Consider the following 25,971-nt stretch of genomic DNA (forward strand, 5'->3'; position numbering starts at 1 on the left):
GCGCCGAGCAGGACCACGGCCGCCCAGCGGCCCCGCCAGACGGCGATCGAGCCCAGGGCCAGCCCGAGGGCGGCCTGTGCGGGCCGGTCCCAGCCGGGGGTCTCCGGGTCGCCGACGCCCAGCCAGCGCAGCGCGGACGCCGGATGGTTGGGGATGGCGAACTTGGCCGCGGCGAACGACTGCGGGTCGCCCAGGAAGAACGGCAGCCAGGCGACCGCCACCAGGCCCGCGCACCACAGGCCGGCCCGCAGCCACTTCTCCCTCGGCAGCGCGAGCAGCAGCGGGACGAAGGCCAGGGCGGTGGGCTTGGAATCCATCGCCAGGGCCAGGAAGGCGCCGGTGAGGGCGGCGTCCCCGCGGGTGACGGCGCGGACCGCGAGGGCGGTGAAGAACAGCGCGAGGACGTCGTCGAGGTGCCCGAAGCGGACCGCGACCTCGATCCACATGGGGATGAAGGCCAGCCCGGCGATCAGGACGCGCTGCCGCAGCCGCTGGTGGTTGGTGCCGGTGCCCAGGAAGTGGTGGGCGGCGCTGCGCCCGGCCAGGACCACGATGACCAGGCCGAGCAGCGACATCAGGGCCGCGGCGAGGAACTGGCCGGTGGCCTCGGGGAACGGGTTGAACAGCCCGGCGGTCAGGAAGCTGAGCGGGCCCATCTGGAGCTCGGGGTGGTGCGCGTAGAGGTTGAGGCCGCCGGTGCCGTCGCCCGCGGCGCCCTGGTAGATCAGCTCGCCGCCGGTGCGCAGGTAGTGCCAGGAGAACCCGCCGTGCGGCTCGACGACCGCGAACCACAGCACGGTCCAGGCGGTGAGCAGTACCAAATGCATCCGCTGACTGATTGCCGGCACGCCTGTTCAGCTCCTGCTTTCCCGTTCGCCGTCGTCCTGTGGTGCGTTCCCGGAGGACGTGCTGGCGCCTCCGGGGTGCGGGGGAGCCGCACAGCCCGCCGTGGAAGAGGGCGAAGGGGGGCAGAAAGTTGTCCCGGCCGGTCAGGTCCGGTCGATTCGGCCCGTTAAGACCGTTCTCATGGCGTTCTCATGAAGCCGAGGCACGGTGGACCGGAATGCCGGACTCCTGCCTGCCGGACCGCCGGACCGCCGGCCTGTCGGCAGGCAGGTGCCCGGCGGAATCCGCCCGTCCCGTCCCAGGAGCCGCGCCCCATGAACAAGCCACTGCGCCGGGTCTCGGTGTTCTGCCTCGCCCTGATACTCGCGCTGATGGGCTGGGCCACCTGGATCCAGGGCGCGAAGGCCAGCGACTACAAGGAGGACTCGCACAACCCGCGGGTGGCCATCGGCAAGTACGCGGCGCCGCTGGGCAACATCCTCGTCGGCGGCGAGCCGGTCACCGGTTCCGCCGCCACCTCTTCCACCCTCAAGTACAAGCGCACCTACAAGGACGGCCCGCTCTACGCCCCGGTGACCGGCTTCACCTCGCAGATCTTCGGCAGCAACCAGCTGGAGAGCCTCTACGGAGACCTCCTCGACGGCTCCGACAGCCGGCTGCAGAGCCCCGCCGACGCCCTGACCCGCACCCGGGCCAAGGGCGGCGACGTGTCCACCACCATCGACGCCGCGGTGCAGAAGGCCGGCTACCGGGCGCTGGACGGCAAGAAGGGCGCGGCCGTCGCCCTCGACCCGGCCACCGGGCGGATCCTCGGCATGGTCAGCACCCCGTCGTACGACCCGGGGAAGTTCGCCGGGTCCTCCACCGACGACCAGAAGGCGTGGCAGCGGATGTCCGGCGACGGTGACCACCCCGAGGTCAACCGGGCCCTGCGGCAGCCGCTGCCGCCCGGCTCCACCTTCAAGCTGGTGGTCGCCGCGGCCGCGCTGGAGAACGGCCGGTACTCCTCGGTCGACGAGCACACCGACAGCCCCGACCCGTACACCCTCCCGCACACCCGCACCACGCTGAAGAACGAGAACACCGCCGCACCCTGCAAGAACGCGACCATCCGCACCGCGCTCCGGTACTCCTGCAACACCGTGTTCGCGAAGATGGCCGTCGACCTGGGCAAGGACAAGGTCAAGGCGCAGGCCGAGAAGTTCGGCTTCAACGACGGCAAGGTGGACACCCCGGTGCGCGCCGCCAAGAGCGTCTATCCGGACGACATGGACGAGGCACAGACCGCGCTGTCCGGGATCGGCCAGTTCAACGACCAGGCGACCCCGCTCCAGATGGCGATGGTCACCTCCGCGATCGCCAACGGCGGCGAGCTGAAGACCCCGCAGCTGGTCGACCGGCTGACCGACGGCGGCGGCAACACCGTCCAGCAGAACGAGCCGGCGGCCTACCGGGACGGCCGGACCATGTCCGGTCGCACCGCCGCGCAGCTGCGGTCGGCGATGCAGACGGTGGTGGACCAGGGCACCGGCTCGAACGCGAAGATCGGCGGACTGACCGTCGGCGGCAAGACCGGCACCGCCCAGCACGGCGTCGACAACAGCGGTACGCCCTACGCCTGGTTCGTCTCGTACGCGGAGGACGGCAACGGCCACCAGGTGGCGGTGGCCGTGATGGTCGAGGACGGCCACGCCGCCCGCAACGAGGTCTCCGGCAACGGTCTGGCGGCCCCGGTGGCGCGGGCGATGATGAAGGCGGCACTGGGGTAGCGGGGGACTTCCCGGCGGGCCGGCGCGGCGCGCGGCGGGCGGGGGCGACGCAGCGCGGCGCTGTCACAGGTGCCTCGTAGACTTGTCGTCGTGAGCGAGCGCCCCCGAAACGACGACCCCGACCCGACCGACGCCTTCGACGAACTGGTCGAGGCGGAGACCGACAGAGACCCCGACCTGGCGGTGATCGAGGCCGGCAGCCGGACCCTGCGCGCCCAGGCGGGACCGCCGCAGGGGGACATCCCCGCCCGGCCGGCCGACCCCGAGGTCGACCGCGCGCTGCGGGCCGTCGAGGAGGAGCTGGCGGGCCGCTGGGGCGAGACCAAGCTCGACCCGTCGGTGCAGCGGATCGCGGCGCTGCTGGACGTCCTGGGCTCGCCCCAGCGGGCGTACCCGTCCATCCACATCACCGGCACGAACGGCAAGACCAGCACCGCCCGCATGATCGAGGCGCTGCTGGGCGCCTTCGACCTGCGCACCGGCCGGTACACCAGCCCGCACGTCCAGTCGATCACCGAGCGGATCAGCCTGGACGGCAGCCCCGTCTCGGCCGAGCGCTTCATCGAGACGTACCGCGACATCGCGCCCTACCTGGAGATGATCGACGCCCAGCAGGAGTACCGCCTGTCGTTCTTCGAGGTGCTGACGGCCATGGCCTTCGCCGCCTTCGCGGACGCCCCGGTGGACGTCGCGGTCGTCGAGGTCGGCATGGGCGGCACCTGGGACGCGACGAACGTGATCGACGGCGACGTCGCCGTGGTCACCCCCATCTCCCTCGACCACACCGACCGCCTCGGCGAGACGCCCGAGGAGATCGCCGGTGAGAAGTCCGGGATCATCAAGAAGGACGCCACGGTCGTGCTGGCCCAGCAGCCGGTGGACGCGGCGTCGGTGATGCTCAAGCGCGCGGTCGAGGTGGACGCCACGGTCGCCCGTGAGGGCATGGAGTTCGGGGTGCTCTCCCGCGAGGTCGCGGTCGGCGGGCAGATGCTGACGCTGCGCGGGCTCGGCGGCGAGTACCCGGAGATCTTCCTCCCGCTCTACGGCGCCCACCAGGCGCACAACGCCGCGGTGGCGCTCGCCGCGGTCGAGGCGTTCTTCGGCGTGGGCTCGGACCACGCCCGCACGCTCGACATCGACACCATCCGTTCCGCGTTCGCCGCGGTCGCCTCGCCGGGCCGGATGGAGGTCGTCCGCCGCAGCCCGACGGTGGTGCTGGACGCCGCCCACAACCCCGCGGGCGCCCGCGCCGCGGCCGAAGCGGTCACCGAGGCCTTCGGCTTCAGCCGGCTGATCGGCGTCGTCGGCACCAGCGACGACAAGGACGTCCGCGGCCTCCTGGAGGCGTTCGAGCCGATTTTCGCCGAGATCGTGGTGACGCGTAATTCCAGCCATCGTGCGATGGATCCGGACGAGCTCGCGGCCGTCGCGGTGGAAGTCTTCGGCGCCGAGCGGGTCCAGGTCGAACCGCGCCTCGACGACGCGCTGGAGGCGGCGATCACCCTCGCGGAGGAAGAGGGCGAGTTCTCCGGTGCGGGCGTGCTGGTGACGGGCTCCGTGATCACGGTCGGCGAGGCCCGACTGCTGCTGGGAAGGAACTGACCATGCGCACGCTCTGCGCGGGCACTCTGATAGGCGAATTCTTCGTGATCGGCTTCGCCGGCCTGGTCGCGATGCAGCTGACGGACATCCCGACGGCCACGATCTGGACCGTCAGCGGCATCGCGATGCTGCTCAGCCTCCTGCTGTGCGGCATGCTGACCCGGCCCGGCGGCGTCCAGCTCGGCTGGGCCCTCCAGATCGCCCTCATCGCCAGTGGCTTCGTCATCCCCACGATGTTCTTCCTCGGCGCGGTCTTCGCAGCCCTGTGGTGGGCCTCGGTCCACTTCGGCCGCAAGGTCGACGCCGCGAAGGCCGCCGCCTGATTCACCCCACGTACCTGGCTTTCCCGCCGCGGGGCTTGCCGTTGTGCGCTTTGCGGCGCCCCGTATGTACCCGTCTTTCCCGCCGCGGGTGTTGTTCGCCGTTGCGCCTGGCGGCGGGCGTGGTGTTTTCGGGTGCGGTGCCGGCCCTCCAGACTTCGTCCTCCGGTCCAGCCCCTCCCGTGAGTGGGAGTTTCTCAGCTGGTCGGGGGCGGGCCCTATCCGTTGCCTGCGGGCGCGTGGGCATTACGTGCACCCCCACCGGCCCCAACTTTCCCTCTCACGGGAGGGGACGGGCCGGAGGGGCCGGTTGTGTGGACGTAAAGCGTCAGCAGTCCACACAACCGGCCCCGGAGGTCCGTTACCGCACCCAACAACACCTGGCCCGCCGCAGGCGCCACGGCGAGACGCCCCGCGGCGGGACGGCGAGGTACGTGCGGGGCGCCGCAAAGCGCAACGGCGAGCAAGACCCGCGGCGGAACAGACAGGTACGTGGGAGGCAAAGCCAAGCGCAGCGCCCCGCGGCGGGAGAGACGGGTACGTGGGGGTAGCCTCAAGCGCATCGCAATCCGACCCCCAAGGAGCCGTACCGTGAGCCAGCGCACCCTCGTCCTTCTCAAGCCCGACGCCGTCAAGCGCGGCCTGGTCGGCGAGATCATCGGCCGGATCGAGCGGAAGGCCGGCTGGACGATCAGCGCGCTGGAACTGCGTACCCTCGACCGGGCCATCCTGGAGCAGCACTACGCCGAGCACGTCGGCCGGGACTTCTACGAGCCGCTGGTCGCGTTCATGGCGTCCGGCCCGGTCGTCTCGATGGTCGTCGAGGGGGAGCGGGTGATCGAGGGAGTGCGTGCGCTGGCCGGTCCGACTGACCCGATTGCCGCGCCGAGTGGGTCCATTCGTGGGGACTTCGGAACGATCACCCGGGAGAATCTGATCCATGCCTCGGATTCCGAAGAGTCCGCCGAGCGCGAGATCAAGATTTTCTTCCCCGGTATTTCCTGACGCTTCATCAGCTGTACACCCCTCGTGACCAGGGGCGACCGACAAATTCATCGGTCGCCCTTTGGTGTATGCGACACGATCGGGGGAACGCATCACCGCGACACGACGTCACCATTCAGGGGGGCGGGTACGTGTACGGCTGACAATGGCGAAACAGCCTCCCGACGTGTTCGAGTGGGTGCACTACGAACTACGATGGAGGCTTCCGCGCCGTACAGCGCATCACCTCCTGCCGACCTCCAGTAAGCATTCGCTCCAGTTGGGAAGGCCAGACGTATCCTCATGGGGAACAACATGTCGTTCATCGGCCGTGACATGGCTGTCGACCTCGGGACCGCCAACACGCTGGTGTACGTCAGGGGCCGCGGAATCGTCCTCAACGAACCGTCGGTCGTGGCCATCAACACCAACACCGGCGGGATCCTCGCGGTGGGCGCCGAGGCCAAGAAGATGATCGGGCGCACGCCCGGCAACATCGTCGCCGTACGGCCCCTGAAGGACGGCGTGATCGCCGACTTCGAGATCACCGAGCGGATGCTCCGCTACTTCATCCTGAAGATCCACAAGCGTCGTTACCTGGCCCGGCCGCGGGTCGTGGTGTGCGTTCCCTCCGGTATCACGGGAGTTGAGCGCCGCGCCGTCATCGAGGCGTCGACCCAGGCCGGCGCGCGCCAGGTGCACATCATCGAGGAGCCGATGGCCGCGGCCATCGGGTCCGGTCTGCCGGTCCACGAGGCCACCGGCAACATGGTGGTGGACATCGGCGGCGGCACGACCGAGGTCGCCGTCATCTCGCTCGGCGGGATCGTCACCGCCCAGTCGATCCGGGTGGCCGGCGACGAGCTCGACAACGCGATCATCCAGCACATCAAGAAGGAGTACAGCCTTCTGCTGGGCGAGCGCACCGCCGAGAGCATCAAGATCACCATCGGCTCGGCGTACGACCTGGAACAGGACGAGCACACCGAGATCCGCGGCCGCGACCTGGTCTCCGGCCTGCCCAAGACCGTGGTCATCTCGGCCGCCGAGGTCCGCAAGGCCATCGAGGAACCGGTCAACTCCATCGTCGACGCGGTCAAGACGACCCTCGACAAGTGCCCGCCGGAGCTGTCCGGTGACGTCATGGACCGCGGCATCGTGCTCACCGGAGGCGGCGCCCTGCTCCGCGGCCTCGACGAGCGGCTGCGCCGCGAGACCGGCATGCCCATCCACATCGCCGAGGACCCGCTGGACTCGGTGGCCCTCGGTTCCGGCAAGTGCGTGGAGGAGTTCGAGGCGCTGCAGCAGGTCCTCGACTCCCAGCCGCGCAGGTAACACCCCGGTTCCCGGCCCCGCCGCCGCCGTCCTGCGGCGTCCTCGGCGGTCGGGCACCATGGCGAGTGCGGCCCGCCCGCCCGGCGGGCCGCTACGTACCGGCGGTCCCGGTCGTTGATCCGGATCGTGGCTGCGAATCGCTGGTATACAGGCACAACATCCCGACAGACACGGTGCCCTGACGCTCCACCACCGGGCCCGTCACAGCAAGGCACAACGCTCAACTCCCGAACGAGACCGGCGGGGCCCGCAGCCGGCCGGTCCTACGAGGAAGGACACGGCCGCCGCACGTGAGGGACACACGAGAGAGCCGGCTGCTGCTGGTGCTGCTGGTCGCGATCGCGTTCGCGCTGATCACGGTCGACATCCGCGGCGGCGAACAGTCCCCGCTCGATGGCGCCCGGCAGGCCGCGGCCGCCGCCTTCGGGCCGGTCGAGGCCGGTGTCGCCCGCGTCGTCGACCCGATCGGCAACGCCGTCAGCGCTGTACGGGACTCCGGCGGGCGGCACAGCAGGATCGCCCGGCTGCAGCACGAGAACGAGGCGCTGAAGGCCAAGCTCGGCTCCTCCGACCGCAACCGCAACCGCGCCGCCGAACTCGACAAGATCCTCAAGACCGCCGGCACCGGCCAGTACGCCATCAAGGGCGCCCAGGTCATCGCCATCGGCTCGGCCCAGGGCTTCTCCTGGACCATCACCATCGACGCCGGCAGCCGCGACGGCATCGCCCGCGACATGACCGTCCTCAACGGCGACGGCCTGGTCGGCCGGGTCACCACCGTCGGCCCCGACACCTCCACCGTCCTGCTGGCCGCCGACCCCGACTTCACCGTCGGCACCCGCATGGAGAAGACCAACGAGATCGGCTTCGCCAACGGGCAGGGCGTCCGCTCGCTGCGCGTCCAGCTGCTCAACGGCCGGGCCACCGTCAAGAAGGGCGACCGCCTGGTCACCTTCGGCTCCAGCAAGGACAAGCCCTTCGTCCCCGGCGTGCCGGTCGGCCGGGTGGTCAAGGTCGAACCGTCCAACGGCGATCTGACCCGCACCCTCCAGGTCCGCCCGTTCGTCTCGTTCTCCCAGCTCGACATCGTCGGTGTCGTCGTGCAGCCGCCCCGTCAGGACCCGCGGGACACCGTCCTGCCGCCCGCGCCGGCCAAGCCCAAGCCGACGCCGACTGTCACCGTCACGGCCACGCCCTCCGCGAGCGCCTCCCCCAGGAGCTGACCGATGCGCATCAACCGGATCCTGCTCTCGGCCCCGCTGGTGGTCGTCGCCCTCATCATCCAGGTCAGCATCCTCGGCAGACTCCAACTGCCCGGCGCCGTACCGGACCTGCTGCTGCTCGTCGTGCTCGGCCTGGCGCTGGTCCACGGCCACGTCGCCGGCTCCCTCGTCGGCTTCTTCGCCGGGCTGCTGGCCGACCTGGCCCCGCCGTCCGACCACGCCATCGGCCGCTACGCGCTGGTCCTGTGCGTCATCGGCTACGTCGCCGGCCTGACCAAGCCCGACTCCGGCCAGCACCGCTCCGCCACCGTGCCGCTGATGGTCGTCATCGGCGCCGCCATCGGCTCGACCCTGATGTACGCCGGCGTCGGCTCGCTCGTCGGCGACACCGCCGCCCGGCACGTCGGCCTGGTCGGGCTGCTGCTCAGCGCCACCCTCTACGACCTGCTGCTGGCGCCGTTCACGGTCCCGCTGGTGATGGCGCTGGCCCGCCGCACCGAGCACGACTCGGTGGTCGGCGACGGTTCCCCCAGCCCGAGCGGCACCGCCACCCGTGACTCCGCGTACGGCTGGCTCACCACCGGCACCGGGCTCAAGGCCAGCCGCGGCGCCATGAAGTCGGTCCGCACCAAGGCCCACATCGGCAGCCAGCGCGGCGGGCTGCTCGGCAAGTCGGCCCGCGACAAGGCCGGCCGGATCAAGGGGGTCAAGCGGCTGTGACCCATCTGCCCGAAACCCGCACGTCGCGGGTGAGCGTCCGGCTCATCGCGATCCAGATCCTGGTCTTCTCCCTGCTGCTCACCCTCGGCGGCCGGCTCTGGTACCTGCAGATCCGCAACGGCCGGGAGTACGCCACCGAAGCGCGCAACAACCACGTCCAGCAGGTCGTCGACCCCGCCACCCGCGGCTCCATCCTCGACGCGCGCGGCGTGCCGCTGGCCGACAACCAGACCCGGCTGGTCGTCTCCGCCAGCCGCACCGACCTGCTGAAGATGAAGGACGACGGCAAGGCCGTGCTCGGCCGGCTCGCCAAGGTGCTCGGCATGTCCGAGAAGGAGATCCGCAACAAGGTGCGGCTCTGCGACTCCAAGACCCCGCAGCCGTGCTGGAACGGCTCGCCGTACCAGCCGATCCCGATCACCGACGAGGCCACCACCCAGCAGGCCCTGCAGATCCGCGAGCGGTCCGAGGACTTCCCCGGCATCATCGCCGAGCCCACCGCCGTCCGCCGCTATCCGGCCCCGGTCGGCGCCAACACCGCGCAGGTGCTCGGCTACCTCTCGCCGGTCACCGACGAGGAGATCAACAAGGCCAAGAACACCCGCTCGCCGCTGCTCCGCTCGGACCAGATCGGCCGCTCCGGCCTGGAGCGCACCTACGACAAGTACCTGCGCGGCAAGGCCGCCGTCACCCGCTACGAGGTCGACAACCTCGGCCGGGTCATCGGCCAGGCCAAGAGCGAGAAGGGCCAGGCAGGTTCGTCGATAGTCACCAGCATCGACGCCCGGGTGCAGGCGCTGGCGGAGAAGCAGCTGGACCAGGCCATGAAGGACGCCCGTAAGGTGCACGACAAGAACACCGGCACCAACTACAAGGCGGACTCCGGTGCCGTGGTCGTGATGGAGGCGAAGACCGGCCGGGTGGTGGCGATGGCCTCCAACCCCAGCTACGACCCCAACGCCTGGGTCGGCGGCATCTCGGGCAAGGACTACGCCCGCCTCACCGGCAAGGACTCCAACTACCCGCTGCTGAACCGCGCCATCCAGGGCCAGGCCGCCCCCGGCTCGATCTTCAAGGTCATCTCGACCACGGCGGCGGTCAACGCGGGCTACGACTTCAACGGCCACTACCCCTGCACCAGCTCGTACAGCATCGGCGGCCAGGTCTTCCGGAACTTCGAGGGCGAGGGCCACGGCGACATCAGCCTGGGCCGGGCGCTGGAGGTCTCCTGCGACACCGTCTTCTACCGGCTCTCGCACGAGGAGTGGAAGAAGGACGGCGGCGACAAGCCGAAGAAGGACCCCAACGACTGGTTCTACCGGACCGCCCACCAGTTCGGACTCGGCAAGGAGACCGGCATCGACCTCCCCAACGAGGTCAACGGCCGGGTCCCCGACCGCCGGTGGAAGCACAACTTCTGGAAGGCCAACAAGGACGGCTGGTGCCAGCAGGCCAAGGCCTGGCCGAAGAAGAAGGACTACACCACCAAGCTCGCCCGTGAGGGCTGCCTCGAAGGCATGAAGCTGCACGCCTACGACTCGATCAACTACGCCATCGGCCAGGGCGACACCCTCGTCACCCCCATCCAGATGGCGACGATCTACGCCGCGATCAGCAACGGCGGCACCCTCTTCAACCCGACCGTGGGCAAGGCCATCGTCAGCCCCGACGGCAAGCACATCCAGCAGATCGCGCCGCAGTCGCACGGCAAGCTGCCGGACAGCCCGCACACCCTCAGGCAGATCGACTCCGCACTGGCCGGCGTCGCCACCCGCGGTACCGCCGCCTGGCGCTTCCAGGGCTGGCCGCAGGACAAGATCCCGATGCACGCCAAGACCGGTACCGCCGAGGTCTACGGCAAGCAGACCACCTCGTGGTTCGCGACGTACACCAAGGACTACACGATCGTCATGACGATCTCCCAGGGTGGTACCGGATCCGGAGCCTCCGGCCCGGCCGTGCGCAACATCTACAACGCCCTGTACGGCATCGACGAGAAGGGCGGCATCGACCCCAAGGCCGCCCTGCTGCCCAGGCCGCAGGGCAAACTGCCCAAGATCGAGAGCGACGGCACCATCGAGGCCCAGCCCATCAAGCCCTACGTCCCGCCGTCCCCGTCGCCCTCACCCTCGGGGAGCCCCCAGTGACCTCAAGCCACACCTCCCGGGCGTTCTCCATCCGCCGCTACACCCCGGAACTCGGTACCTGGGGAAAGCTGACGGCACGTGACTCCGTGCTGCGCAAGCTGGACTGGATACTGCTGCTGTCCTGTCTGCTGTTGTCGCTCATCGGCTCGCTGCTGGTCTTCTCCGCCACCCGCAACCGCACCGAGCTCAACAAGGGCGACGAGTACTACTTCTTCCTGCACCACCTGCTCAACCTCGGCATCGGCCTGGCGCTGGCCGGCGGCACGATCTGGCTCGGCCACCGCACCCTGCGCGGCGCGATCCCGGTGCTGTACGCCCTGTCGGTGGTGCTCGCCCTGCTGGTGCTGACCCCGCTCGGCGCCACCATCAACGGCTCGCGCTCCTGGCTGGCGATCCCCGGCGGATTCTCCCTCCAGCCCGCCGAGTTCGCGAAGATCACCATCTCGCTCGGCATGGCGATGATCCTGGCCTCCCGGGTCGACGCCGGCGACCGCCCGTCCCCCGGCCACCGCACCGTCGTCCAGGCCCTCGGGCTGGCCGCCGTGCCCGTCGGCATCATCCTGCTGATGCCCGACCTCGGCTCGGTCATGGTGCTCGGCGCCGTCATCCTCGGCGTCCTGCTCGCCTCCGGCGCGTCCAACCGCTGGATCCTCGGACTGGTGAGCGCCGGCGTCGTCGGCTGCGTCGCCATCTGGCAGCTGGGGCTGCTCGACGCGTACCAGATCGCCCGCTTCGCCGCGTTCGCCAACCCGAGCCTGGACCCGGCCGGCGTCGGCTACAACACCAACCAGGCCCGGATCGCCATCGGCGGCGGCGGACTGACCGGCTCCGGGCTCTTCCACGGCAGCCAGACCACCGGCCAGTTCGTCCCCGAACAGCAGACGGACTTCATCTTCACCGTCGCCGGCGAGGAGCTGGGCTTCCTGGGCGCGGGCCTGATCATCGTCCTGCTCGGCGTCGTCCTGTGGCGCGCCTGCCGGATCGCCCGCGAGTCGACCGAGCTCTACGGCACGATCGTGGCCGCCGGCATCATCGCGTGGTTCGCCTTCCAGGCCTTCGAGAACATCGGCATGACGCTCGGCATCATGCCGGTGACCGGCCTGCCGCTGCCCTTCGTCTCCTACGGCGGCACGTCGATGTTCGCGGTCTGGATCGCCATAGGGCTGCTCCAGTCGATCCGGGTCGGCCGCCCGATGTCGGCGTCCCGCTGACACCGGGGCCCGGCCCCCGCCGGGTCACCGCCCGGTGTACAGCTCGAACCACAGCGACGCGGACCGCGGCCCGCCGGCGTACGGCGTGCTGCCCCAGTCGTCGGCGAGCTCGCCGGCCAGCCACAGCCCGTGATCGGCGTCCTCGGCCAACGGGTCGTAGGGCGGCCGGGCCGGCGACGGGACGGCCGGTGGCGGGAGGCGGACCGCGGACCCGTCGTGCACGCTGATCCGCAGGCCGTGCGCGGCCGTGAGCAGCCGCAGCAGGATGTCCGCCGACCGCGGGGTGCGCAGATGGGAGCGGGTGACCGCCTCCGAGGTGAGCAGCACCGCCGGGTCCAGCAGCGGGCCGAGCGGGGTACTTCGCAGGACGGCCCGGACGAAATCGCGGGCGACCTTCGGGCTGGTGGGTTCGCTCGGTGCCGTCAGCAGGAACGGGCGGGCTCCCGCCGAGACGCGGATGGGTGACCGGGCGACGGCTGCGCTGTGGGGATGCACGGGTGTCTCCCTCCCCGAGGGGTCGAGTGAGCGCCGATCGCCACCCTGAGTGGGCGGCTAGTGACACACCGTAAGCCACCTTCCCGGGCATGTGCCACCCGCCCTTCCGGATGCTGGAACGCCCCCCACGGAGAGCGATCCTGTCCGGGTGGCTGGTCCCCGTCAGGACCGCTGGCTACATTCGAGGCATGGCGGACACCGTGCGGGAGATCGAGCGGAAATACGAGGCCGACGACGACACCCACCTGCCCGACCTGGCCGGCGTCGACCGGGTCGCGAGCGTGGAGGAACGCGGCACCGACAGCCTGGACGCCCTCTACTACGACACCGCCGACCAGCGCCTCGCCGCGGACGGCGTCACCCTCCGACGGCGCACCGGCGGCCCGGACGCCGGCTGGCACCTGAAACTCCCGGTCGAGCCCGGCGTGCGCGAGGAGATCCGGGCACCGCTCTCGGACGCCCCGCCCCCCGAACTGACCGCCCTGGTCCGCTCCCGGACCCGAGGCCAGGACCTGATCCCCCTCGTACGGCTGCGGACCCGGCGCACGGTCCGGGTGCTGCGCGACGCCGCGGGCACACCGCTCGCCGAGGTCGCGGAGGACGCGGTCACCGCGCGGCGGGTGACGTTCGCGGCCCCGCGGGCAGCGGCGTCCGAGCCGGCCACGGCGTCCGAGCAGGCCACGGCGTCCGAGCAGGCCTCGGCGTCCGGCGGCACCGGCCCGATCGAGGCCCGCTGGCACGAGATCGAGGTCGAACTGGCCGACGCCGGCGGCGACGCCACGGGCAACGGCGGAAACGGCACGGGCAAAGGCGACACCGGACTGCTGGACGCGATCGGCCGGGCGCTGGCCGACGCCGGCGTACGGCCCGCCTCGGCGCCCTCCAAGCTGGCCCGGGCACTGACCGAGACCGGCCTGCGCACCGAGGGGGCCGAAGCCGCGTACCCCGCGCACGCCCCGTCCGCCCGCTCCGACGGGAAACCGCACACCGCCGCCGACCTCGTCCTGGACTACGCCGCCGCACAGGTGCACGCGATCATCGCCCTCGACCCTGCGGTCCGCCGCGACCTGCCCGATTCCGTGCACCAGATGCGGGTCGCCACCCGCCGCCTGCGGAGCGCCTTCCGCTCCTACGCCAAGGTCCTCGACCGCGCCACCACCGACCCGATCGGCGCCGAACTCAAGTGGCTGGCAGGGGAGTTGGGGGTGGGACGGGACCAGGAAGTACTGGCCGAGCGGCTGTGCGCCGGGCTGGCGGAGGTGCCCCGGACGCTCCGGCTCGGTCCGGTGGCCGCCCGGCTGCGGCTGTGGTCGCAGCGCAACCGGGCCGGCGCCCGGGACCGGGTGCTCGCCGTCCTGGACGACCCCCGCTACCTGGCCCTCCTCGACCGGCTGCACGCCCTCCTGGCGGAGCCACCGCTGCGCGCCGCCGCCGAGCGATCCGCCCCCGAGGTGGCGGCCCGGGCCGTCCTCAAGGACTACCGGCGGCTGGCCGGCCGCATGGAGGCCGCGCTGGACGCCCCCGCCGGCCGCGGCCGGGACGAGGCGCTGCACAGCGCCCGCAAGGCCGCCAAGCGGGCCCGCTACGCGGCGGAGGCGGCCCGCCCGGCGCTCGGCAAGCCGGCGAAGAAGTTCGCCAAGCGGATCAAGAAGGTGCAGCAGCTGCTCGGCGACCACCAGGACAGCGTGGTGGCCCGCGGCGCCCTCCGTGACCTGGCCACCCAGGCCCACCGCGCCGGCGAGGGCGGCTTCACCTTCGGCCTCCTCTACGGCCGCGAGGAGGCCCTGGCCGCCGGGCGGGAGCGCGACCTCCCGGCCACCTGGGCGAAGGCGTCCCGCAAGAGGCTGCGGTCCCGGCTGGGGGCCTGAGCGGGAGGGCGCCGCGCCCGCCGTGCGATTTCGGGTGCCGCCGAGCGGGTTACGCTTGAGAGTCGCCCCTTGTCAGCCCACGAAGGTTCGAGATGTCCGAGTCGGTTTTCCCGCAGCTCGAAGCTCTGCTCCCACACGTGCAGAAGCCGATCCAGTACGTCGGCGGTGAGCTCAATTCCACGGTCAAGCCGTGGGAGAGCTGCGACGTTCGCTGGGCGCTCATGTACCCCGACGCGTACGAGGTCGGGCTGCCCAACCAGGGCGTCATGATCCTCTACGAGGTCCTCAACGAGCAGGAGGGCGTCCTCGCCGAACGCACCTACAGCGTCTGGCCGGACCTCGAAGCCCTGATGCGTGAGCACGACGTGCCGCAGTTCACGGTCGACGCGCACCGCCCCGTCGGCGCCTTCGACGTGCTCGGCGTCTCCTTCTCCACCGAGCTCGGCTACACCAACCTGCTCACCGCCCTGGACCTGGCCGGCATCCCGTTCGAGTCCAAGGACCGGACCGACGAGCACCCGCTGATCCTCGCGGGCGGCCACGCCGCCTTCAACCCCGAGCCGATCGCGGACTTCCTCGACTGCGCGGTGGTCGGCGACGGCGAGCAGGCCGTGCTGGAGATCACCGAGATCATCCGCGCCTGGAAGAACGAGGGCCGCCCGGGCGGCCGCGACGAGCTGCTCTTCCGCCTCGCGAAGACCGGCAGCGTCTACGTCCCCAAGTTCTACGACGTCGAGTACCTGGCCGACGGCCGGATCTCCCGCGTCGTGCCCAACCGCTCCGGCGTCCCGTGGCGGGTCTCCAAGCACACCGTCATGGACCTGGACGAGTGGCCCTACCCCAAGCAGCCCCTCGTCCCCCTGGCCGAGACCGTCCACGAGCGGATGTCGGTCGAGATCTTCCGTGGCTGCACCCGCGGCTGCCGTTTCTGCCAGGCCGGCATGATCACGCGCCCCGTGCGGGAGCGAAGCATCACCGGCATCGGCGAGATGGTGGACAAGGGTCTGAAGGCCACCGGATTCGAGGAGGTCGGCCTGCTGTCGCTGTCCTCCGCGGACCACACCGAGATCGGTGACATCGCCAAGGGCCTCGCCGACCGGTACGAGGAAGACAAGATCGGCCTGTCGCTGCCCTCGACCCGCGTCGACGCCTTCAACATCGACCTCGCCAACGAGCTGACCCGCAACGGCCGCCGCTCGGGCCTGACCTTCGCCCCCGAGGGCGGCAGCGAGCGCATCCGCAAGGTCATCAACAAGATGGTCTCGGAAGAGGACCTGATCCGTACGGTGTCCACGGCCTACGGCAACGGCTGGCGGCAGGTGAAGCTGTACTTCATGTGCGGTCTGCCCACCGAGACCGACGAGGACGTGCTCCAGATCGGCGACATGGCGGTCAACGTCATCGCCGAGGGCCGCAAGGTCTCCGGGCAGAACGACATCCGCTGCACGGTCTCCATCGGCGGTTTCGTCCCCAAGCCCCACACCCCCTTCCAGTGGGCCCCGCAGCTCTCCGCCGAGGAGACGGACGCCCGGCTCGAAAAGCTCCGCGACAAGATCCGCGGCGACAAGAAGTACGGCCGTTCCATCGGCTTCCGCTACCACGACGGCAAGCCCGGCATCGTCGAGGGCCTGCTCTCGCGCGGCGACCGCCGCGTGGGCTCCGTCATCCGCGCCGTCTACGAGGACGGCGGCCGCTTCGACGGCTGGCGCGAGCACTTCTCCTACGACCGCTGGATGCGGGCCGCGGAGAAGACGCTCCCGGAGTTCGGCGTGGACGTCGCCTGGTACACCACCCGCGAGCGGGAGTACGAGGAGGTCCTGCCCTGGGACCACCTGGACTCCGGCCTCGACAAGGACTGGCTCTGGGAGGACTGGCAGGACGCCCTCGACGAGACCGAGGTCGAGGACTGCCGCTGGACTCCGTGCTTCGATTGTGGGGTTTGTCCGCAACTCGACCTCGACATCCAGATCGGCCCGACCGGCAAGAAGCTGCTGCCACTGACGGTGGTCAACAAGTAGGCGATCACGACGAGACCGGCCCTGTCGCACGACAGGGCCGGTCTCGTCTTCAGGATCGGTCCGCGAAGGCGTCCTTCCGAGACCGCCGCTCGGACAGGTGCGGCAGCGCAGATAGGCGTACGCGCGCTGCTCGGTAGTGGTTCTGTGCACCGTCATGTTGGTGCCGCAGTCAGCGCACACCAGGATGCCCAGGAACGCGGTGGCGCCGCCCTTCCGTCTGGCCGGCTGTGCCTTCGCCCGTGAGTCGAGTGCTGCCTGGAGCGACCGCCACTCCGTCTCGGTGAAGATGTGGTCGGCCACCTTGATCGGGTTGCTGTCCCGGCCGAGGACGATCTTTGACCGGCGCACACCGCCGTTCTTGTCCTCCTCCACCCGAAGCCCCCTGAGCGCCGGATTCCGCAGCCTCCGCAGCAGCGTGCTGGCAGTCCACTGTCCGCCGCCACCGGTGGGGACGCGGGCTCGGGCGAGCACGGTGGTCATCCGGCGCGCGGAGACTCCGCGTACCGCGGCGCCCAGGCACCAGTGCAGCACCCGGTATGCCTGCGAATCGATGACGAGCCGCCCGCGGTCGTCGATGGTGTAGCCGTACGGGGGCTTCCCGACCAGCCAGTCCGGCTGAGCCTTGGTGTACCCCCAGAGGCTCGCCACCCGGGTACCGGTACCGGCCGCCTCGATCTCGGCGATGCCGGCGAGGAGTTCGGCCATCGCCTTCCCGGACGGACTCGACAAGTCGATGGTGTCGTGCAGGGAGACGAGATTCTTACCGTGTCTGAGGCACCACTCGCTCATGGTGCTCAGATCGGCGAGACGGCGGACGAACCGGTCGAGTCGCCAGAAGAGGAGGACATCGAATTCCGGCACTCGCTCGTTCAGCCAGTGCCCCAGCTCTCTGCGTCTCCACGGTGGGACCTTGGTCGCCGAGACGTTCAGATCGCGGGCGACACCGACCACCCGGTAGCCTCGTTCCAGAGCCAGACCGCGCAGATCGAGCTCCTGTCGGACGGGCGAGGTCGTCTCGGCCGTGAGAGTGGACAGCCGCACGGACAGGAGGGCCCGAGGGGCCGCTGCCGGAAGTGATCTCTCCGCTTCTCCGAGTTCTCCCAGCAGAGCCAGGTCATTCCTCCTCCAGGCACTGCCCGTGAGGGGTGTCGCTATCCCGCTTGTCACATGTTTCTTCATGGCTCCCTCAACGACGGGAGCCGACTCCGGATGTGGAGGGGTGTCCATTCGTCCCGGATGGACACCCAGATCCAGATCGGCCCCACGGGCAAGAAGCTGTTGCCGCTGACGGTCGTCAAGTAGCGCTTGCCGTAGGGCAGTTCGGCCCGGCCCTGCGTCCGCGGTGGCCGGGCCGTGGCGTGCTCGGCACAATGATCCGATGTCCGCACCGCACACGTCGGCGTCAGGGCGGCTGGTCGCCCCCTCCGTCGAGTTCCACGACTCGTTCCTCGCCGCGATGGACGAGTTCCGGGCCGACGGCGCCGAGCACACTCCGCAGTCCAACCTGGCGCGCGAACTGCGGACCTGGCGCACCCGCTGGCCGACCCCGAGGGGTTCGCCGCGTATGTCGCCGCGGTGGGCGGCGACGCGTACGACGAGCGCGCCGACGGCCGGGTGGCGATGTCCACCCGGTGGTGGGTGGTGGACGGCAGCTATCTGGGCCGCGTCACCTTCCGGCACCGGCTCACCCCCTCGCTGCGTACCTGGGGCGGTCACATCGGGTACGCGGTGCGCCCGGGGGCCCGCCGGCAGGGGCATGCCACGGCGATGCTGCGCGCCGCCCTGCCGATCGCCCGCGACGAGCTGGGCATCGATCCGGTGCTGGTCACCGTCGCCGCGGGCAACACCGGATCACGCAAGGTCATCGAGGCCTGTGGCGGGGTCCTCGAGGATGGGCGGGACGAGAAGCTGCGGTACTGGATCGGCGCGATGGCCGCCGCCGGCGGCCCCGGTGGCGGCCCCGGTGGGCAGGGCTGAGGGTGGCCGGGACGCCCTTGGGGAACCTGGGGGCCGTGAGGCACGTACTCTAGGTAGCAGTACGACCGCACTCACGAAGGACTGAACGACACTGGGCAAGCGACAGCCCGAAGGCCCGCCGCCCGCACCGGCGGTGCAGCGCATCCGACTGCGCTACACCAAGCGCGGCCGCCTCCGGTTCACCAGCCACCGCGACTTCCAGCGCGCTTTCGAGCGGGCGCTGCGCCGCGCCGAGGTCCCCATGGCCTATTCGGCGGGTTTCACCCCGCACCCCAAGGTGTCGTATGCGAACGCCGCCCCGACGGGCACGGGCAGTGAGGCCGAATATCTGGAGATCCAGCTCGCCGAGCGCCGCGACCCGGACAAGCTTCGCGAACTCCTCGACGAGTCGCTGCCGACCGGGCTCGATGTGATCGAATCGGTCGAGGCGCGCACCAGCGGCCTGGCCGACCGGCTGCAGGCGTCGGTGTGGGAGCTCCGGCTCGACAAGGTCGCCCCCGAGGCCGCCGCCCGCGCCGTCGAGGCGTTCCTCGCGGCCGAGGAGGTACTGGTCGAGCGCCGCACGAAGAACGGCATGCGGACCTTCGACGCACGGGGCGCGGTGGCGCATCTGGAGGCGGCCGGTTGCCAGAGCGATAGGCCCGACGGCGATGCCTGTGCGATACTGCGGCTGGTTGTTCGGCATGTGACACCCGCCGTTCGACCCGACGACGTCCTGTCCGGCCTCCGAGCTACGGCCGACCTGGCGCCGCCGGTCCCCGCTGCGGTGACCAGGCTGGCGCAGGGGCTGCTCGATGAGGAGACCGGCGCGGTGACCGACCCGCTTGCGCCCGACCGCGACGCTGCCACGGCCGCCCCACCCACGGCCGCCGGGCAGAGTGCCGCGAAGGCGCCGGGCGGGGCCTCCCCGGCAGCCGGGGACGGTACTGCGTAGGACCGCCGTCGTCGCGTCGCCGATCAACCAGGGCGCCACCCCGGTCCGGCAGACGCACTGACCAGGAGACTTTCGCCGGTCCCCACCCCAAAAAAGGGGCCGGCGAGCGAGACGACAGCTCCCGTGCGGCGCCCACGCCCCGGACAGCGGGCCCGCGCTCATCACGCGGACCGCTACCGGAATCAGGCGCGGCGCCCGGGAGCGTGACGGGAGAACCGCCCGCATGCTCGAGCCCATTGAGCCCACTGAATCCACGTCGTCCCCGGACCGCGGTCCGGACGACAACCACTCACCCAGTGACACGCTGCCGCCGCGCCGCCGGCGCCGGGCGGCGTCCCGGCCGGCCGGCCCGCCGGTCGCCGGTGAGGCCCCCGCGGCCACCGTGGTGAGCACCGAGCCCGCCGGAACGGCGGCCGGCCAGGCCGCCGCCGAGGAGTCCACCGCAGCCGCGGTGAGCAGCGGTGACGAGGCCAAGCCGGCCCGTACCCGCCGCCGGGCCACCCGTAAGGCCACCGCCCCCGCCGGGGCGCCGTCCGCGGCTGCCGAGGCGCCCGCGGAGACCCCCCTGGAGGCTCCTGCCGAGGCGACTGCCGCGGCCGCCGCCGAGACGCCCGCCGAGGCGCCGCAGGCCGAGGAGGCCGCCCCGCGCCGTACCCGCCGCCGGGCGACCCGTAAGGCCACCGCCCCCGCTGGTGCCCCGGAGCCGGTCGTCGCGGAGGCGCCCGTCGCCGAGCCGGTCGAGGAGGCCGAGGAAGCGGAAGAAGCCGAGGAGACCGCGCCGGTGGCGGAGGAGCCCGCGAAGCCGGCCCGTACGCGCCGCCGGGCGACCCGTAAGGCGACCGCTCCCGCCGGTGCCCACAGGCGAGCGCCGAGGAGCCCGTCGAGGCCCCGGCCGCGCCGGCCGCCGCCGAGGAGGCGCCCGCGGCCGCGGAGGCCGTCGAGGAGGCCAAGCCGGCCCGTACCCGCCGTCGCGCGACCCGTAAGGCCACCGCCCCCGCGGGTGCGCCGCAGGCCGCCGAGGAGCCCGTCGAGAGGCCCGGGGAGGCCGTGGCTGAGGCCGAGGCCCCCGCCGCCGAGGAGACCGAGGGCCCGCGCCGCCGGAGCCGTCGCCGTGGCGAGCGCGCCGCGGAGCCGGTCGCCGAGGCGCCGCGCGCCGAGGAGGAGCCCGCGCAGGAGGCGCCGGTGCGTGGCCGCCGCCGTGCCCAGCGGCCGCCGACCGCGGTCTTCCAGGCGCCGGTCTTCACCGAGCCGATGTTCCAGACCCCCGAGACCGCCGCCGCCGCGCATGCCGCGGCGCGCCAGGAGGCCGTCGAGGCCGAGCAGGTCTCCGAGGAGCAGCCGCCGGCCGGTGCCCGGCGCCGTCGTCGCCGGGGCGCCCCGGCCGAGGCCGAGCAGGCCGTCACCGCTCCCGTGGAGGAGCCGGAGGCCGCCGAGGAGGCCGAGGCCGAGGCCGAGGAGGCCGGCCACGCCGAGGACGAGTTCGCCGAGCGTCCGTCGCGGCGCCGTCGCCGTGGTGGCCGTCGTCGCCGCCGCGGGGAGGCCGCCGAGGGTGCCGAGGAGCAGCCTGCCGAGGGCGCCGAGGAAGGTGTCCAGGAGGCCGAGGCCGAGGAGGCCGGCCGCCCGGAGGAGGAGGCCGCCGAGGAGGCGGAGGAGTACGCCGAGGATGAGCAGGCGGGTGCCGGCTCCAGCAGCAGCCGTCGTCGGCGTCGTCGCCGTCGTCGCAGTGGGGACGCCGCCGAGGTCGAGGCCGGGCAGGCCGACGACCCCGAGCGCACGGTCGTCAAGGTCCGTGAGCCCCGCAAGAAGGAGGAGGGCACCGGCGCGGACGAGGTGCAGTCGATCAAGGGGTCGACGCGCCTGGAGGCCAAGAAGCAGCGCCGCCGCGAGGGGCGTGAGCAGGGCCGCCGCCGGGTGCCGATCATCACCGAGGCGGAGTTCCTCGCCCGCCGCGAGGCCGTCGAGCGGGTGATGGTGGTCCGCCAGAGCGGCGAGCGCACCCAGATCGCCGTCCTTGAGGACAACGTGCTCGTGGAGCACTTCGTCAACAAGGAGCAGGCCACCTCGTACGTCGGCAACGTCTACCTCGGCAAGGTGCAGAACGTCCTGCCGTCGATGGAGGCCGCCTTCGTCGACATCGGCAAGGGCCGCAACGCCGTGCTGTACGCCGGTGAGGTCAACTTCGAGGCGCTGGGCATGGCCAACGGCCCGCGCCGGATCGAGACCGCGCTGAAGTCCGGCCAGTCGGTGCTGGTGCAGGTCACCAAGGACCCGATCGGCCACAAGGGCGCCCGCCTGACCAGCCAGGTCTCGCTGCCCGGCCGCTACCTGGTCTACGTGCCCGAGGGCTCGATGACCGGTATCAGCCGCAAGCTCCCGGACACCGAGCGGGCCCGGCTGAAGCAGATCCTGAAGAAGATCGTCCCCGAGGACGCGGGCGTGATCGTCCGTACGGCCGCGGAGGGCGCGAGCGAGGAGGAGCTGGCGCGCGACGTCCAGCGCCTGCAGGCCCAGTGGGAAGAGATCCAGAAGAAGGCCAAGAGCAGCAGCTCCAGTGCGCCGACGCTCCTGTACGGCGAGCCGGACATGACCGTCCGGGTCGTGCGGGACATCTTCAACGAGGACTTCTCCAAGGTCATCGTCAGCGGTGACGACGCCTGGGAGACGATCCACGGCTACGTCGCCCACGTGGCGCCGGACCTCACCGACCGGCTGCAGAAGTGGACCTCGGACGTCGACGTCTTCGCGACGTACCGGATCGACGAGCAGTTGATGAAGGCGCTGGACCGCAAGGTCTGGCTGCCCAGCGGTGGTTCGCTGGTGATCGACCGGACCGAGGCGATGGTCGTGGTCGACGTCAACACCGGCAAGTTCACCGGCCAGGGCGGCAACCTGGAGGAGACGGTCACCAGGAACAACCTGGAGGCGGCCGAGGAGATCGTGCGTCAGCTGCGGCTGCGCGACCTCGGCGGCATCATCGTGATCGACTTCATCGACATGGTGCTGGAGTCCAACCGCGACCTGGTGCTGCGGCGCCTGCTGGAGTGCCTGGGCCGGGACCGTACGAAGCACCAGGTGGCCGAGGTCACCTCGCTCGGCCTGGTCCAGATGACCCGCAAGCGGGTCGGCCAGGGCCTGCTGGAGTCGTTCTCCGAGTCGTGCGTGCACTGCAACGGCCGGGGCGTCATCGTCCACATGGACCAGCCGACGACGGCCGGCGGTGGCGGCAAGCGCAAGAAGAAGGGCAAGGCGGCGCCGGTCGAGGCCGCCGAGCCGCACGTCCACGAGGTCGAGGCCGCCGAGCCCACCCCGGACGGTGGCGCGCCCGAGCTGGAGCCGGTGGCCGTGACGGAGGCCGAGCTGCAGCCCACGGTGGCCGGTGCCGACGAGTGGTTCAGCAGCCCGGCGGAGGCCGAGGCCGCTGCCGGACGGGGGCGGGGCCGCCGCCGGGTGAGCCGGAAGGTGTCCGCTCCGGCGGGCGCCCCGAAGGCCGCCGCCGAGGAGGCCGCCGCGATCGTGCTGCCGGCCGAGCCGGCGCCCGCGCAGGCCGTCGAGCCGGAGCCGGCCGCCGAGGTCGCTGCCCCGGAGCCCGCGCCGGCCCGTCCGCGCCGTCGGGTGACCCGTAAGGTGACCGCTCCGGCGGGCTCGCCCGAGGTGTCCGGCGACTCCGCGGCGACCGTGGTGATCGCCACGCCGGCCGCCGAGCCGGCGACGGAGCCGGCCGAGGCGCCGGTCGTGTCCGCGGAGCCCGTCGAGGGTGCCGAGGCGGCCGAGCCGGAGGCGGCGCCCGTGGCCAAGAAGACCGCGAAGAAGGCGACGGCCAAGAAGGCCACCGCCAAGAAGACCGCGGCGAAGAAGACCACGGCCAAGAAGACGGTGGCGAAGAAGACCACCACCGCCAAGAAGGCCACGACGAAGAAGGCCACCACGAAGAAGGCGACGACGAAGAAGGCCGCGGCCAAGAAGACCGCAGCCGCCGAGCAGCCCTCGGTCGCGTCGGTGTCCGCCTCGACGGAGGACTGAGCGTCACGGATCTGCCCCGGGCCGTCACGGCGGCCCGGGGCCGGTTTGACCCCCTGGTCAAGGCCCCGTAACCTTGACCGTCGGTGTCTGAGACTTGTGTCTGAGACTTGAGGCACCACCAGCTTCTGAGCAACTACCTCTCGGTCCGCCGAGGGAGGCCGCTCGTCCGATCGGATTCCACGGGACGTCCTGAGCCCGTGAGAGCGGCTGGCATCAGAGGATCCGTTTCTAGCGAAAGAGAGTTCCGCGTGTACGCGATCGTGCGCACCGGCGGACGCCAGCAGAAGGTTTCTGTCGGCGACGTCATCGAGATTGACCGCATTTCCACCAGCAAGGTCGGCGACACCGTCGAGCTCTCCACGCTGCTGGTCGTCGATGGTGACGCGGTCACCAGCGACCCGTGGGTCCTGGCCGGCGTGAAGGTCCAGGGCGAGGTCGTGGACCACCACAAGGGCAACAAGATCCGGATCCAGAAGTACAAGAACAAGACCGGTTACAAGAAGCGGATCGGCCACCGCCAGCTCCACACGGCGCTGAAGATCACCGGCATCGACGCCCCGGCGAAGTAAGGGACTGAGGAGACATGGCACACAAGAAGGGCGCATCGTCCACCCGGAACGGTCGCGACTCCAACGCTCAGCGGCTCGGCGTGAAGCGCTTCGGCGGTCAGGCCGTCCTCGCCGGTGAGATCCTGGTCCGCCAGCGTGGCACCCACTTCCACCCCGGCGCGGGCGTCGGCCGCGGCGGCGACGACACCCTGTTCGCCCTGCAGGCCGGTGCGGTGCAGTTCGGCACCCACCGTGGCCGCAAGGTCGTGAACATCGTCCCGGTCGCCCAGTAATACGGGCCCGGACGTCACACAGCATCACCAGGGGCGGACCGCCTTTTCTCGCGTGAGCGGGAAGGCTGGTCCGCCCTTGGCGTGTTACGACAGAGATATCCCTGACGTACGCGCCTTCACTGCCGTCCGTGCGGCGCTGCTCCCGGCAGTCCCGCGGCGCGGCCGCAGTACCCCCGTAGTACGCAGTACCTGACCACCCCGCTCATCTGGAGGCACCCCACCATGACCACCTTCGTGGACCGCGTCGAGCTGCACGTCGCCGCGGGTAACGGAGGCCACGGCTGTGCCTCCGTACACCGGGAGAAGTTCAAGCCGCTCGGCGGACCCGACGGCGGCAACGGCGGCCGCGGCGGCGAGGTGATCCTGGTCGTCGACCAGGACGTCACCACGCTCCTCGACTACCACCACCACCCGCACCGCAAGGCCACCAACGGCCAGCCCGGTGCCGGCGACAACCGCGAGGGCAAGAACGGCAAGGACCTGGTCCTGCCGGTCCCGGACGGCACGGTCGTGCTCGACAAGAACGGTGAGGTGCTCGCCGACCTGGTGGGCCAGGGCACCACCTTCGTCGCCGCCCGGGGCGGCCGCGGCGGCCTCGGCAACGCCGCGCTGGCCTCCGCCCGTCGCAAGGCGCCCGGTTTCGCGCTGCTCGGCGAGCCGGGGGAGAGCCGGGACATCGTCCTGGAGCTCAAGACCGTCGCGGACGTCGCGCTGGTCGGCTACCCGAGCGCGGGCAAGTCGTCGCTGATCTCGGTGCTCTCCGCGGCCCGGCCGAAGATCGCGGACTACCCGTTCACGACGCTGGTGCCCAACCTCGGCGTGGTCACCGCCGGCGCCACGGTCTACACCATCGCGGACGTCCCCGGGCTGATCCCGGGCGCCAGCCAGGGCAAGGGCCTGGGCCTGGAGTTCCTGCGGCACGTCGAGCGCTGCGAGGTGCTGGTGCACGTCCTGGACACCGCGACCCTGGAGTCCGACCGGGACCCGGTCTCCGACCTCGACGTCATCGAGGAGGAGCTGTCCCAGTACGGCGGTCTGGAGAACCGACCGCGGGTGGTCGTGCTCAACAAGGTCGACATCCCCGACGGCAAGGACCTGGCCGACATGATCCGGCCGGACCTGGAGGAGCGCGGCTACCGCGTCTTCGAGGTCTCGGCCGTCGCCCACCAGGGCCTGAAGGAGCTGTCGTACGCGCTGGCCGACATCGTCGCCAAGGCGCGCGCCGCCAAGCCCGTCCAGGAGGCCACGCGGATCGTCATCCGCCCCAAGGCGGTGGACGACACGGGCTTCACGGTCACGCAGGAGGGCGAGGGCTTCTTCCGCGTACGGGGCGAGAAGCCGGAGCGCTGGGTGCGGCAGACCGACTTCAACAACGACGAGGCGGTCGGCTATCTGGCGGACCGGCTCAACCGCCTCGGTGTCGAGGCCGCGCTCCTCAAGGCGGGCGCCCGCGCCATGGACGGCGTGGCGATCGGCCCCGAGGACAACGCGGTGGTCTTCGACTGGGAGCCGTCGGTGACGGCCGGCGCGGAGATGCTGGGCCGGCGCGGCGAGGACCACCGTTTCGAGGCGCCCCGTCCGGCCGCCCAGCGCCGCCGCGACCGCGACGCGGAACGCGACGAGGCCGCCCAGGAGTTCGACGGCTTCCGGCCGTTCTAGGG

General features: G+C 71.4%; 18 protein-coding genes and 2 pseudogenes. 18 read left to right on the forward strand and 2 right to left on the reverse strand.

Annotation, left to right across the window (positions count from 1 at the left end; all coding sequences use genetic code 11):
* The first annotated feature begins 143 nt into the window (after positions 1-143).
* The 10 genes from OJ254_RS30750 to rodA all read left to right on the forward strand — a co-directional run bounded on the left by OJ254_RS30750 (position 144) and on the right by rodA (position 12,157).
* The gene (locus OJ254_RS30750) at positions 144-1,016 is read left to right on the forward strand and encodes a hypothetical protein (RefSeq protein ID WP_279350789.1); all 873 of its coding nucleotides are present in this window, start codon (positions 144-146) and stop codon (positions 1,014-1,016) included.
* A gap of 144 nt (positions 1,017-1,160) precedes the next feature.
* Positions 1,161-2,615: a peptidoglycan D,D-transpeptidase FtsI family protein gene (locus OJ254_RS15030; RefSeq protein ID WP_265362736.1), complete on the forward strand. Its 1,455-nt coding sequence runs from the start codon at positions 1,161-1,163 to the stop codon at positions 2,613-2,615.
* Between the two features lie 90 nt (positions 2,616-2,705).
* Positions 2,706-4,217 (forward strand): bifunctional tetrahydrofolate synthase/dihydrofolate synthase, encoded by a 1,512-nt coding sequence (gene folC / locus OJ254_RS15035; RefSeq protein ID WP_265362737.1) that lies wholly within the window; start codon positions 2,706-2,708, stop codon positions 4,215-4,217.
* 2 nt (positions 4,218-4,219) lie between these two features.
* Positions 4,220-4,540 carry a DUF4233 domain-containing protein gene (locus OJ254_RS15040; RefSeq protein ID WP_265362738.1) on the forward strand — a complete coding sequence of 107 codons (321 nt, stop codon included), beginning with the start codon at positions 4,220-4,222 and terminating at the stop codon, positions 4,538-4,540.
* A gap of 588 nt (positions 4,541-5,128) precedes the next feature.
* Entirely contained in the window at positions 5,129-5,542 is a 414-nt protein-coding gene (gene ndk, locus OJ254_RS15045) for a nucleoside-diphosphate kinase (RefSeq protein WP_265362740.1), read from the forward strand.
* A gap of 294 nt (positions 5,543-5,836) precedes the next feature.
* A complete protein-coding gene (locus OJ254_RS15050) occupies positions 5,837-6,856 on the forward strand; it encodes a rod shape-determining protein (RefSeq protein ID WP_003985182.1) in 1,020 nt (339 codons plus the stop codon).
* A 290-nt stretch (positions 6,857-7,146) separates the two neighbouring features.
* Positions 7,147-8,079, forward strand: a complete 933-nt coding sequence (gene mreC, locus OJ254_RS15055; protein ID WP_261951479.1) for a rod shape-determining protein MreC — start codon at positions 7,147-7,149, stop codon at positions 8,077-8,079.
* Positions 8,080-8,082: 3 nt separating this feature from the next.
* Complete coding sequence (gene mreD, locus OJ254_RS15060) at positions 8,083-8,799, forward strand: rod shape-determining protein MreD (protein ID WP_265362741.1); 717 nt, start codon at positions 8,083-8,085, stop codon at positions 8,797-8,799.
* The gene (mrdA, locus tag OJ254_RS15065) at positions 8,796-10,946 is read left to right on the forward strand and encodes a penicillin-binding protein 2 (RefSeq protein WP_265362742.1); all 2,151 of its coding nucleotides are present in this window, start codon (positions 8,796-8,798) and stop codon (positions 10,944-10,946) included. The genes mreD and mrdA overlap by 4 nt, the downstream gene beginning before the upstream one ends.
* Positions 10,947-10,975: 29 nt before the next feature.
* Positions 10,976-12,157 (forward strand): rod shape-determining protein RodA, encoded by a 1,182-nt coding sequence (rodA, locus tag OJ254_RS15070; protein ID WP_265365161.1) that lies wholly within the window; start codon positions 10,976-10,978, stop codon positions 12,155-12,157.
* Positions 12,158-12,181: 24 nt separating this feature from the next.
* On the opposite strand, the gene OJ254_RS15075 is transcribed toward rodA, so the two are convergent.
* Positions 12,182-12,652 (reverse strand): ATP-binding protein, encoded by a 471-nt coding sequence (locus OJ254_RS15075; protein ID WP_265362743.1) that lies wholly within the window; start codon positions 12,650-12,652, stop codon positions 12,182-12,184.
* Positions 12,653-12,840: 188 nt separating this feature from the next.
* On the opposite strand from OJ254_RS15075, the gene OJ254_RS15080 reads away from it, so the two are divergent.
* Together OJ254_RS15080 and OJ254_RS15085 are read left to right on the forward strand one after the other, a co-directional pair.
* Positions 12,841-14,520, forward strand: coding sequence for a CYTH and CHAD domain-containing protein (locus OJ254_RS15080; protein WP_265362744.1), 1,680 nt, complete (start codon positions 12,841-12,843; stop codon positions 14,518-14,520).
* Positions 14,521-14,612: 92 nt separating this feature from the next.
* Positions 14,613-16,538, forward strand: coding sequence for a TIGR03960 family B12-binding radical SAM protein (locus OJ254_RS15085; RefSeq protein ID WP_265362745.1), 1,926 nt, complete (start codon positions 14,613-14,615; stop codon positions 16,536-16,538).
* A gap of 90 nt (positions 16,539-16,628) precedes the next feature.
* Here OJ254_RS15085 and OJ254_RS15090 read toward each other — a convergent pair.
* Positions 16,629-17,765: pseudogene (locus OJ254_RS15090) on the reverse strand (recombinase family protein); the annotation flags it as partial.
* A 348-nt stretch (positions 17,766-18,113) separates the two neighbouring features.
* On the opposite strand from OJ254_RS15090, the gene OJ254_RS15095 reads away from it, so the two are divergent.
* The 6 genes and pseudogenes from OJ254_RS15095 (at position 18,114) to obgE (ending at position 25,969) form a co-directional block, all read left to right on the forward strand.
* Complete coding sequence (locus tag OJ254_RS15095) at positions 18,114-18,515, forward strand: GNAT family N-acetyltransferase (protein ID WP_341483615.1); 402 nt, start codon at positions 18,114-18,116, stop codon at positions 18,513-18,515.
* Positions 18,516-18,648: 133 nt separating this feature from the next.
* On the forward strand, positions 18,649-19,449 hold the full coding sequence (locus OJ254_RS15100; protein ID WP_265362746.1) for a TIGR03936 family radical SAM-associated protein: 801 nt from the start codon (positions 18,649-18,651) through the stop codon (positions 19,447-19,449).
* Between the two features lie 223 nt (positions 19,450-19,672).
* Positions 19,673-23,469 (forward strand): annotated as a pseudogene (locus OJ254_RS15105) (Rne/Rng family ribonuclease).
* A 248-nt stretch (positions 23,470-23,717) separates the two neighbouring features.
* The gene (gene rplU / locus OJ254_RS15110; protein WP_030413828.1) at positions 23,718-24,038 is read left to right on the forward strand and encodes a 50S ribosomal protein L21; all 321 of its coding nucleotides are present in this window, start codon (positions 23,718-23,720) and stop codon (positions 24,036-24,038) included.
* Between the two features lie 14 nt (positions 24,039-24,052).
* Positions 24,053-24,310: a 50S ribosomal protein L27 gene (gene rpmA, locus OJ254_RS15115; protein ID WP_261951501.1), complete on the forward strand. Its 258-nt coding sequence runs from the start codon at positions 24,053-24,055 to the stop codon at positions 24,308-24,310.
* Between the two features lie 222 nt (positions 24,311-24,532).
* Positions 24,533-25,969, forward strand: a complete 1,437-nt coding sequence (gene obgE, locus OJ254_RS15120; RefSeq protein WP_265362747.1) for a GTPase ObgE — start codon at positions 24,533-24,535, stop codon at positions 25,967-25,969.
* Positions 25,970-25,971 lie beyond the last annotated feature (2 nt).

Source organism: Streptomyces endophytica (genome assembly GCF_026153355.1).
GTDB lineage: Bacteria > Actinomycetota > Actinomycetes > Streptomycetales > Streptomycetaceae > Streptomyces > Streptomyces endophytica.